This is a genomic window from Amycolatopsis sp. PSD-21 (assembly GCF_055561455.1).
Window position 1 is genome coordinate 8,140,281 of record NZ_CM145712.1, and the last position, 10,319, is coordinate 8,150,599.

General features: G+C 70.8%; 7 protein-coding genes. 6 read left to right on the top strand and 1 reads right to left on the bottom strand.

From position 1 onward, the window contains the following. The first annotated feature begins 26 nt into the window (after positions 1-26). Genes ACZ1DY_RS38270 through ACZ1DY_RS38295 form a run of 6 tightly spaced genes read left to right on the top strand, consistent with a single transcriptional unit; the run spans position 27 to position 6,317 of the window. Positions 27-761, top strand: coding sequence for an indole-3-glycerol-phosphate synthase (locus ACZ1DY_RS38270; RefSeq protein ID WP_465485766.1), 735 nt, complete (start codon positions 27-29; stop codon positions 759-761). After that, complete coding sequence (locus ACZ1DY_RS38275; protein WP_465482556.1) at positions 749-1,540, top strand: tryptophan synthase subunit alpha; 792 nt, start codon at positions 749-751, stop codon at positions 1,538-1,540. Before ACZ1DY_RS38270 ends, ACZ1DY_RS38275 begins: the two co-directional genes overlap by 13 nt. Continuing rightward, complete coding sequence (locus ACZ1DY_RS38280) at positions 1,540-3,285, top strand: FAD-dependent monooxygenase (protein WP_465482557.1); 1,746 nt, start codon at positions 1,540-1,542, stop codon at positions 3,283-3,285. The genes ACZ1DY_RS38275 and ACZ1DY_RS38280 overlap by 1 nt, the downstream gene beginning before the upstream one ends. Next, positions 3,282-4,589 carry a phenylacetate--CoA ligase family protein gene (locus ACZ1DY_RS38285; protein ID WP_257484193.1) on the top strand — a complete coding sequence of 436 codons (1,308 nt, stop codon included), beginning with the start codon at positions 3,282-3,284 and terminating at the stop codon, positions 4,587-4,589. The genes ACZ1DY_RS38280 and ACZ1DY_RS38285 overlap by 4 nt, the downstream gene beginning before the upstream one ends. Further along, positions 4,570-4,806, top strand: coding sequence for a DUF6052 family protein (locus ACZ1DY_RS38290; protein WP_257484192.1), 237 nt, complete (start codon positions 4,570-4,572; stop codon positions 4,804-4,806). The genes ACZ1DY_RS38285 and ACZ1DY_RS38290 overlap by 20 nt, the downstream gene beginning before the upstream one ends. Beyond that, positions 4,797-6,317, top strand: coding sequence for a benzoate-CoA ligase family protein (locus ACZ1DY_RS38295; protein WP_257484191.1), 1,521 nt, complete (start codon positions 4,797-4,799; stop codon positions 6,315-6,317). Before ACZ1DY_RS38290 ends, ACZ1DY_RS38295 begins: the two co-directional genes overlap by 10 nt. A gap of 84 nt (positions 6,318-6,401) precedes the next feature. Here the strand turns inward: ACZ1DY_RS38295 and ACZ1DY_RS38300 are convergent, their stop codons facing one another. Beyond that, complete coding sequence (locus ACZ1DY_RS38300) at positions 6,402-10,319, bottom strand: type I polyketide synthase (RefSeq protein WP_465482558.1); 3,918 nt, start codon at positions 10,317-10,319, stop codon at positions 6,402-6,404.

Genomic DNA, 10,319 nt, shown 5'->3' on the forward strand with positions numbered 1-10,319 from the left:
CCGATGCGACGATTTCCGAGTTGCTCGTGATCAGGAGGGACCAGGTGGACGGTCGGAGTTTGCAGGAGGTTCTCGACAACGCGCGCCTGGACGGCCGGGCCGCGTTGATGGCCGACGTCAAGTTCGTCTCGCCACGCGACGGGCTGCTGCTACGCCCTGAGGAATTGGAGGGCTACCTCGCCGAACTGGTCGCGGGCGGGGTCGAGGCGGTGTCGACGCCGACGGACCCGGTGCACTTCGGCGGCGGGATCGAACTGGCCGCGCGTATTCGCGCCCTTTGCCCGCTTCCGTTGATGCGCAAGGAGTTCTTCAACGCCATCGAGCAGGTGGACGAATCGGCGGACGCCGGTTTCGACGCGGTGCAGCTTTCGGTCAACACCGTCGTCGAGCCCGGGCTGCTGGAGCGCATGATCGCCCGATCGGAACGCCTCGGCCTGGAAGTGGTCGTCGGGGCGCATGAGCCCGAGCACGTGGCGCGGGCGCTGGAACTCGGCGCGAAGACCATCGCCGTGAACAACCGGGACATCGTCGCGCTGGAACTCGACACCGGCACGGTGAGCCGGACCGAATCACTGCTTTCGGCCATCCCGCCGGAGGTCCGGGTCATCTCCGAGAGCGCGTTCCACACCCCCGAAGACGTCGTCCGGGCCGTGGCCGCCGGAGCGGACGCCGTACTGGTGGGCACGGCGCTGGCGCAGAGCCCCGACCCCGCCGGGCTGGCGAGGCGGCTGCGAGCGGGAACCGTCCGATGCCCCACGTAGGCGAGCGGTTCCGCGAAAGCCGGTCACGGGACGAGGCGCTCCTGGTGGTCTACCTGACCGTCGGTGATCCGATCGTCCCGTTCGAGGCACTCGCCAGTGCGGTGGTCGAAGCGGGCGCCGACGTCCTGGAACTCGGCATCCCCACCGAAGGCACCCGGCCACGCGGAGCCGAAGTGGCGCGCTCCTTCGAGCGGGCGGGCGACCTCCCGGCCGTCCGCTCGTGGGAGATGGTCGGGAAGCTGCGCGCGGCGCTGCCGGAAACCCCGCTGCTGCAACTGGTGTACCCGGCCACGACCGCCGATCTCGGCGTCTCCCCGCTGCTGGCCGAGGCGGCCGCCGCGGGCCTGGACGGACTGGTGCTGACCGATCCGTCGAACGCGCCGTCCATCGGCCGGGTCCTCGACCGGGGGCTCAGCGCGATTCCCCTGATCACCTCGTCGACGGAACCCGCCCGGGCCGCCCGGCTGGAGGCCGAAGCCGACGTGCTGACCTACCGTTCCCTCGCCGCCCGGACCGGCGATCCGCTCACCCCGGCCGAGGCGGGACGGCTGACCGAGGCGGCGGCCGGTGGCGCGGGCCTGCCTTTCCTCGCCGGATTCGGTCTTCGTGACGAGGCCGGCGTCCGCGCGGTGGCGCGGCACGCGGCCGGAGTGGTCATCGGAAGCGAGCTCTACCGCGTGCTCGGCGCCACGGGCGGCGCGCCGCTCGACCGAGTACGCGACGCGGTCACGCGCTGGAAGGCGGCGACCGTCCGGACGAGCACCGAATCGAGGGCGTGATGCGAGTCGACATCATCGGGGCGGGGCCTGGCGGTCTCTTCCTCTCCACTCTGCTGAAGCGGCAAGGGATCGCCGACGAGGTGAACGTCTTCGAACGCAACGCCGAGGACGCCTCGGCGGGCTGGGGGCTGGTGTTCCCCGACGGCGCGCTGGCCGAACTCGGCGCGATCGCGCCGGACATCCACGAGGAGATCGTCTCGGCCGGGACCACCTGGACCCCCGTCGAGATCCGGTACCGCGGCACGGTCCGCCGGGTGGAAGGCAACCGTTTCCACGGCATCCCCCGCAATCAGGTGCAGACCGTGCTGCGCCGCGACGCCCGCCGTCTCGGCGTGAAGCTCCACTTCGGACACCGGACCCGGTCCATCGCCGAGCACGGCGAGGCCGATCTCGTGGTCGGCGCGGACGGCGTCGGCTCCGTGATCCGGTCCGAACTCGCCGAAACCTTCCGGCCCGCGTTCACCCCGTCGAAGTTCCATTTCGGCTGGTTCGGTGTCGAACTTCCGCTGCCCTATTTCACCTACGCCTTCGCCGAGACGGAATGGGGCCTCTTCCAGGGCTACTTCTATCCCTCGGGCCAGGGCTGGTGCTCGCTGATCCTCTACGTCTCGGACGACATCTGGCAGCGGTCCGGACTGTCCGAAATGGACTTGGCGGAATCCCTCCGGTTCTGCGAGACCGTGTTCGCGGAGCACCTCGACGGCAAGCCGATCCTGCCGCGTGACTCGGAATGGTCACGGTTCCGGCTCCTCGAATGCGAGAACTGGCACACCGACGACGTCGTGCTGATCGGGGACGCGGCGCACACCGCGCACTGGTCCATCGGCTCCGGCACCCGGCTGGCGCTGGAAGACGCCATCGCGCTCGCCGGTGAGCTCAAGGAGCAGCCCGGCCGGATCTCCGAAGCGCTCGCGATGTACGAGAAGACCCGGCGGCCCAGGGTCGAGCAGTTCCAGAAGGCGTCCCTCCGCTCGGAACGCCATTTCGACCACGCGCACCGCTATCTCGGCTTCGAGCCGGTCCAGTTCGCCTATCAGCTGCTCGCCAGGTCGTGGCGGATCTCCCACGACGACATCGCCCGGCTGGACCCGCCGTTCGCGGCCGAGTTCAACGAGTGGTTCCACACGCGGGCGACCGGGGAACGAGTGCGGCCGTCGCCGTCGCCCGCGTTCACGCCGCTGAGCCTGGGGCCGCTCGAACTCGCGAACCGGATCGTGACGACCACCGGTGAACCCGGCGCGGGGCTGATCCTCGTCGACGGGACAGCGGGGATCCCGCCCGCACCGGTGGGTCCCGTCCCGGCGGCGGTCCGGCTCGCCGCCGCGGACGCCGGGCTGTCCGCGACCGCGGCCGAACTGGGCTACCGGCTGCTGGTGCTCGACCTCGGGGACCGGCTCACCGCGACCGTGCCGCCCGCCGCCGAGCTTCGCGAAGCGAGTGCCACGCTCCCGGTCGTGGCCGCGTTCGGCCTGGACGAGGAGACCTACACCGGGGACGGGCTGGAGGCGGCGATCGCGCTGGCCGCTTCGCTCAAGGAGTCCGGAGTGGACGGTCTGCTGCTCTCGGCCGCGGAGGCGGATCCGCTGTCCGCCGGGCGGGTCGTCCAGGTCTCCGACCTGATCCGCAACACCGCCGGCGTCGTGGTGATCGCCGACGACGGGCTGACGACGGTCGACGAGGCCGACACGACGGTCGCTTCCGCCCGCGCCGACCTGGTCGTCCTGAACACGGAGGAGACGGAATGAGCACCCCGGAGACCACGTTCTGGCAACCCGCCACCGAGACCATGTCGCGGGACCGGCTGGCCGCGTGGCAGTGGGTGAAGCTGCGGAAGGCCTTGGCACACGCCAGGACCAACTCGAAGTTCTGGGCGACGCGGATCCCGGACGGCCTCGAATCGCTCGCCGACTTCCAAGAGCGGGTTCCCCTGCTGTACAAGAAGGATCTCGTCGCGGCGGAAGCCGTCGACCCGCCGTTCGGCATCCTGCCGTCCACCGATCCCGTGGCGGGCGTCCGGTTCCATCAGACCAGCGGCACCAGCGGCCACACACCACTGCGCACCTTCGACACCGCGCGGGACTGGGCGTGGGGCGTCGACATGTGGTGCGCCGCCTTGCACGCCGCGGGCGTCCGCCCCGGCCAGAAAGGCTGTGTGGCCTTCGGATACGGCCTGTTCATGGGGTTCTGGGGAATGCAGGACGCGCTGTCCAGGATGGGCTGCACCATCGTGCCCACCGGCTCGATGGATTCCGTCACCCGCGTCCGGTTGATCGTCGACCAGGGGATCGAGGTGCTCGGCTCCACCCCCACCTACGCGATGCGGCTGCTGGAAACCGCCGCCGAGCTGGGCATCGATCTGGCGACCGATAGCAAGCTCCGGATCATCGTGACCGGCGCGGAACCGCGCTCCGCGGCCACGACCCGCACGCTGACCGAGGGGTTCGGCGCGCGGGTGTTCGATTTCGCCGGGATGACCGAACTCGGCACGGTCTTCATGTTCGAATGCCCGTCCCGGCCCGGCGCCTGCCACATCATCGAACCCGGTGTCGTCGAAGAGGTGCTCGATCCCGGGACCGGCCGCCCCGCCGGTTACGGGGAACGCGGCGTGCGCGTGATGACCGGTCTCGGCCGGGAAGGGATCCAGGTCTTCCGCTACTGGACGGACGACGTCGTGGTGAAACGCCCTTGGCACGACTGCCCGTGCGGTCGCACCTGGGACTTCTACGACGGCGGGATCCTCGGCCGCAGCGACGACATGCGCAAGATCCGCGGGATCTCGGTGACCCCGGTCCTCGTCGAGGACGTCGTGCGCGGTTTCGACGCGGTGGCGGAGTTCCAGACGGTGCTCCGCACGGACGGCGGCCTCGACAAGATGGTGCTGCGGATCGAGCCCCGCCCCGGCGCCGACCAGGCGGCCCTCGCCGCCGGAGTCCGCGACGCGGTCAAACGACTGATCGGACTGCAACCGGAAGTCCGGCTCGCCGCACCGGGCGAGCTCCCCCGATTCGAGGCGAAGGCGGCGAGATTCCATGACGAACGCGACCGGTGAACTCAGCGCCGAACACCGGCATGCGCTGATCGACACGTACCTGACCCTGCACGAACTCGCCATCGGCTGCGCCGTCCCCTCGGTGCGGGCGGCGGCGAGGGCGGCCGTCGCCGAGGTACACGCAGCGCTCGACGGGCAGGCGATCGACTTCGAGTTCTATTCGCATCGATGGGTACCCGCTGATCCGACCGAGGGAGTAGAGAAACGATGTCCCTGACCGGCTCCGACCAGAGCTTCAACGTCGCCGAACGCTTCCTCGACGGGCAGGACGGGCGGCGGACGGCTCTGCTCACCCAGGACGGCCCGACGAGCTACGACGAACTCCGGGCACAGGTGAACCGGGCGGGCAACGCCCTGCGCGCGCTCGGGGCGGGCCGGGGCGACCGGGTCCTGATCGCCTTGCGCGACGGGGTGGAGTACGTGGCGACCTGGTTCGCGGCGCAGCGGATCGGCGCCGTCACCGTCGAGGTGTACAACTTCCTCGGCACCGGCGATTACCGCTACTACCTGGACTACCTGAAGCCGAAGGTGGTGGTCGCCGACGTCGGCACGGCACCGAAGCTGCGGGAGGCCGGGGCGCGGGAGATCGTCGTCGTCGGCGCGGAGCCGGGCGAACTCGCGCCGGGGGAACACCATTTCGAGACGCTCGTGGCGAAGCTGCCCCCGGTGCTGGACGCCGTGCACGTCGACGGCGACGACGAGGCGATCTGGAAACTCACCAGTGGGAGCACGGGGAAACCGAAGGCCTGCCGGCTCACCGCCCGCAGCCCGTGGCTGAGCTTCCAGTGGTACGCGCGCATGGCGCTCGGCATCCGCGAGGACGACGTCGTGCTGCCGGTGCCGAAGCTGTTCTTCGGTTACGCGAGGGATCTCGTGGCGCTCTTCCCGCTCGGGGTCGGCGGGACCGGGATCCTGTTCCCGGAACGGTCCACCGCGGACACGATCTTCGACCTCGTCGAGCGGTACCGCCCGACGATCCTGGTCAACGTGCCCACCATGATGAAGGCGATGCTCGAGCATCCCGGCGCCGGCGGCAAGGATCTGAGCAGCCTGCGGTTCGTCACCTCGGCGGGCGAGCATCTGCCGCCCGATCTGCACCGGCGGTGGCTGGACACCTTCGGGGTCGAGGTCATCGACGGCATCGGCTCTTCGGAGGCCTATCACGGCTACATCACCAACCGGCCGGGCGAATCCCGGGTCGGCACTCTCGGCAAGGTCGTGCCCGGCTACCGGGCGCGGGTCGTCGACGACGGCGGGAAGGCCCTGCCCGACGGCGAGGTCGGCGTGCTGGAGGTGTCCGGCGAGCCGGTGGCGCTCGGCTATTACCGGTCGCCGGAGAAGTCGGCGGCCACCTTCCCCGCCGAGCACACCGTCCGGTCGGGTGACCTGTTCACCCGCGACGAGGACGGGTACTTCCACTACCGGGGACGGGCCGACGACCTGCTCAAGGTCGGCGGGGTGTGGGTGGCCCCGGTCGAGATCGAGAACTGTCTCGCGACGCATCCGGCGGTCGAAGCGTGCGCCGTCGTCGGCTACGAGGACGGCGGGCTCACCCGAAGCCGCGCGTACGTGGTCGTATCCGACCCTGTCGAAGCGGCCGAATTGCAGCGGTACGTGCGGGAACGGCTGGCGCCGTACAAGTACCCGCGCGACATCCGGTTCGTCGACGCCCTTCCCGAAACGCCTTCCGGGAAGGTGGACCGGGGCCGGCTGCGCGACGCCGCCTGAGCCGAAGGGGACTTCCCCGCGTCTCACGCCACGAAAGGGCCCTTCACCGCATCCCATGCGGTGAAGGGCCCTTTCGGCCGTTCGTCAGCGATCCCCGAAGAGCTCCGTCAGCCAGTCGTGCAGCGCGGCCGCCGCCGCGTCCGCGTGCTCGGTGAGCAGCGTGTAGTGGTTGCCGGGCAGATCGACGGTCCGCGCGCCGAGCGCGTCCGGGAACTGGTCGTCCGCGGTGAAGGCCGGCAGCCCCGGCAGGGATTCCGCGGCCCGCAGATGCAGGGTCGGCGTGCGGATCGGGACCGGCTCCCAGGTGTCGAACAGCGTGACGTACCGGCCCATCGCGCCGAGCTGGCTCGCCATCGAACCGGTTTTCCCGCCACCGAAGAGTTCCTGCCGCCCGGCCTGTTCCTGCATGAACCGCCCGCGTACCTCGTTGCGGTCCGAAGCGGGCAGGTAGATGTCCACGAGCACGACGGCGTCGGCGGGGCGGCCCTCCGCCTCCAGATACTCCGCGAAGGCCCGCGCGACCCAGCCGCCCGCCGAGTAACCGACCAGCACCAGCGGCCCGGTGCCGACATGTTCGTCGAGCGCGCGGCGCTGGGCTTCGAACAGGCTGGGCAGGTCGGGCGGCAGCGGCTGGCCGTCGGTGAACCCCGGCGGCCACATCGTCCACATGTCCCGGGGCCGCTGCATGGCGGGAGCGATGAACGAGTACGCGGCGTCGGTGATCGGCGAGACCGGCGGCACCGCGCAGACCAGCGCGGGACCGCCCGAACCGACGGCCAGCCGCGAGATCCCCACCAGGGCCGCCGTGTCCGTCTCTTCGTCGAACGAAGCCCGCAGCAGTCCGGCCATCCTGGCCAGGCCCATCGCGTCGTGCGGTCGTCCCTGCCCGACCCCTCGCAGGTAAAGCGAAACCAGACTGTCCGAATCGGATTCGTCGGATGTGGACACAGCGGATCCGCTCTCGGGCACCTCGTCCGACAGGAACTCCGCCAGCTCCTCGACCGTCGGATAGTTGAGCACGTCGGTCAGCTGGAGGTCGACGCCGGTCGCGGCCGCGAGCCGGTTGCGCAACTCCACGGCGGTGAGCGATTCGAAACCGAGGTCGCGGAAGGTGTCGTCGAGCGGGACCTCGCGCCCCCGCGGGTACTTCAGCACCGCGGCGACATGTCCGCGGACCAGCCGGACCAGCCGTTCCCGCCGCTCCTCCGGCGACAGCGCGGCCAGGTCGGTGTCCGGTTCGGCGTGCTCCTCCCCGGCCGTGCCGTCCCCGAACTCGGGCAGGACCGGATCGAGCCAGTACCGGTCGCGCTGGAACCGGTAGGGCGGCAGATCCACCCGGCTCGCGCCGCTGCCCTCGAAAACGACCCGCCAGTCCACCTCGACCCCGGCGACGTGGGCTTCGGCGAGGGCGCGCAGGAACCGGTCCGGACCGCCTTCGCCACGTTGCAGCGTCCCGAGCACGGAGGCGGTCGCGCCGCTCGCGTCCAGGGTCTCGCGCATCGCGCCGGCGAGCACCGGATGCGGGCTCACCTCCAGCAGCACCCGGTGACCGTCGCGCAGCAGCGCGGTGGTCACCTCGTCGAACCGGACCGTTTCCCGCAGGCCTCGGTACCAGTACCCGGCGTCCAGCGGTTCGCCGTCGAGCCACCGGCCCGTCCGGCCGGAGACGAACGGCAGCACCGGGTCGGCGGGCACCAGCGGCGCCAGTTCGCGCAGGACGGTGTCCCGGATCCGTTCGACGTGAGCCGAATGCGACGCGTAGTCAACCGGGACGCGACGCGCTCGCACGCCTCGCTCCCCGCACTTTTCGAGCAGCTCCGTCAGCGCGCCCGGGGTACCGGAGACCACTGTGGACAGTGCGCCGTTCACCGCGGCGACGGTGAGCCCGCCCGCTTCGCCGTCGATCAGTTCGGCCGTCGCTTCGGCGCCGAGAGCGACCGAGACCATCCCGCCGGTTCCCGACAGCGCCGTCAGCGCACGGCTGCGCAGCGCGGCCACGCGCATGGCGTCGGAAAGACTCAGGCCACCGGCGATCCAGGCCGCCGGGATCTCGCCCTGCGAGTGACCGGCGACGGCGGACGGCTCCACACCGTGCTGCCGCCAGAGCCGGGCGAGCGAGATCATCACGGCCGCCAGCACGGGCTGGACGACGTCGACGCGATCGAGTGACGGCGCGCCCTCGGCCTGGCGCAGGACGTCGACCAGGGACCAGTCGACGAACGGCGTCAACGCCTTCTCGCACTCGACGATCTGCTCGGCGAACACCGGTGAAGCGTCGAGCAGGCCCACCGCCATGCCTTGCCATTGCGCGCCCTGGCCCGGGCAGACGAACACCACACCGGCGTCCGGGATCGCGGTGCCTTCGACCACGAACGGCGACGGTTCCCCAGAGGCGAGCGCCGAAAGGCCGGAGACGAGTTCCTCACGATCGGCGCCCAGCACTACCGCGCGGTGCCGGTGATGGGTTCGCGTCGTGGCGAGCGAATACGCGACGTCGGCCGGGTCCGCGTCACCGAGTTCGTCGAGCAGCTTCTTCGCCTGGACCGCGACCCCGGCCGCCGTGGCCGCGGAAACCGCCCACGGCAGCAACGGCGGAGGAGCGCCGGCTCCGGCCTCCTCCGGTGACTCGCCCTGTTCGAGAATGAGATGCGCGTTCGTTCCGCTCATCCCGAACGACGAGACCGCGGCGCGGCGGGGACGGCCGGTCTCCGGCCAGGGAACGGTTTCGGTGGTCAGGCCGATCCCACCGCCTTCCCAGTCGACGTGCGGCGTTGGCCGGTCGAGATGCGGCAACGGGGGCACGAGACCGTGACGCATCGCCATGAGCATCTTGAGCACGCCGGCGATCCCGGCGGCGGCCTGGGTGTGCCCGACGTTGGCCTTGGCCGAACCGACGAGCACCGGCTCGGCACGACCCTTCCCGTAGGTGGCCTGCAGCGCCTGTGCCTCGATCGGATCGCCCAGTTTCGTGCCCGTGCCGTGGGCTTCGAGCACGTCGACGTCCTGTGTGGACAGTCCGGCGTCGGCGAGCGCGTCGGTGATCACCCGTTGCTGCGCCCGCCCGCTCGGCGCGGTGAGACCGTTGGAGGCCCCGTCCTGGTTGACCGCCGACCCCTTGAGCACGGCGAGCACCCGGTGCCCGTTGCGCCGCGCGTCGGAGAGCTTCTCCAGGACGACGATCCCGGCACCTTCCGCCCAGGCGGTGCCGTCCGCGGCGGCGGCGAACGGTTTGCACCGGCCATCGGGTGCGAGGCCGCGCTGCTGGGAGAACTCGATGAACCGGATCGGGCTCGGGATGAGGGTCGCGCCACCGGCGAGCGCGAGGTCGCATTCGCCGTTCCGCAGCGACCGGGCGGCCAGGTGCATCGCCACGAGCGAGGACGAACACGCCGTGTCCAGGGTGATCGCCGGGCCCTCGAAACCGAAGAGATACGACACCCGCCCGGAGGCGACACTGGCCGCGTTGGCGATCGAGACCTGCCCGACCAGATCGACCGGCACCTCCTCCACCCGGGAGGCGTAATCGCCCCCGACCAGCCCGGTGAACACCCCGGTCCGGCTGCCGCGAAGCCGCGCCGGATCGACCCCGGCGGACTCGAGCGCGTGCCAGGAGACCTCCAGCAACAGCCGGTGCTGTGGGTCCATCACCAGCGCTTCCCGCGGCGAGACGCCGAAGAATCCCGCGTCGAACTCCGTCGCCGATTCGATGAACCCACCGTGGCGGACATACGACTTCCCCGGCGCCTCGGGGTCGGGATCGTAGATCTCCGCCAGGTTCCAGCCTCGATCGGCGGGGAACTCCGAGATCAGGTCCCGTCCCTCGGCGAACACCTCCCACAGCTGTTCGACCGATTCGACCCCGCCCGGGAACCGGCAGCCGGCGCCCACGATCACCACCGGGTCGGCCTCGGCGTTTTCAAGGCGGTTCAACCGCTTCTTGGTCTCGTACAGCTCCGCCGTCACCCGCTTGAAGTACTCGACGAGCTTCGGGTCATCGGACAT

What these genes read in the sequence shown, in the direction of transcription:
- ACZ1DY_RS38275 (WP_465482556.1), top strand. Translation starts at nt 749, where the DNA reads ATGCCCCACGTAGGCGAGCGGTTCCGCGAAAGCCGGTCACGGGACGAG.
- ACZ1DY_RS38280 (WP_465482557.1), top strand. Translation starts at nt 1,540, where the DNA reads ATGCGAGTCGACATCATCGGGGCGGGGCCTGGCGGTCTCTTCCTCTCC.
- ACZ1DY_RS38285 (WP_257484193.1), top strand. Translation starts at nt 3,282, where the DNA reads ATGAGCACCCCGGAGACCACGTTCTGGCAACCCGCCACCGAGACCATG.
- ACZ1DY_RS38290 (WP_257484192.1), top strand. Translation starts at nt 4,570, where the DNA reads ATGACGAACGCGACCGGTGAACTCAGCGCCGAACACCGGCATGCGCTG.
- ACZ1DY_RS38295 (WP_257484191.1), top strand. Translation starts at nt 4,797, where the DNA reads ATGTCCCTGACCGGCTCCGACCAGAGCTTCAACGTCGCCGAACGCTTC.
- ACZ1DY_RS38300 (WP_465482558.1), bottom strand. Translation starts at nt 10,319, where the DNA reads ATGTCCGATGACCCGAAGCTCGTCGAGTACTTCAAGCGGGTGACGGCG.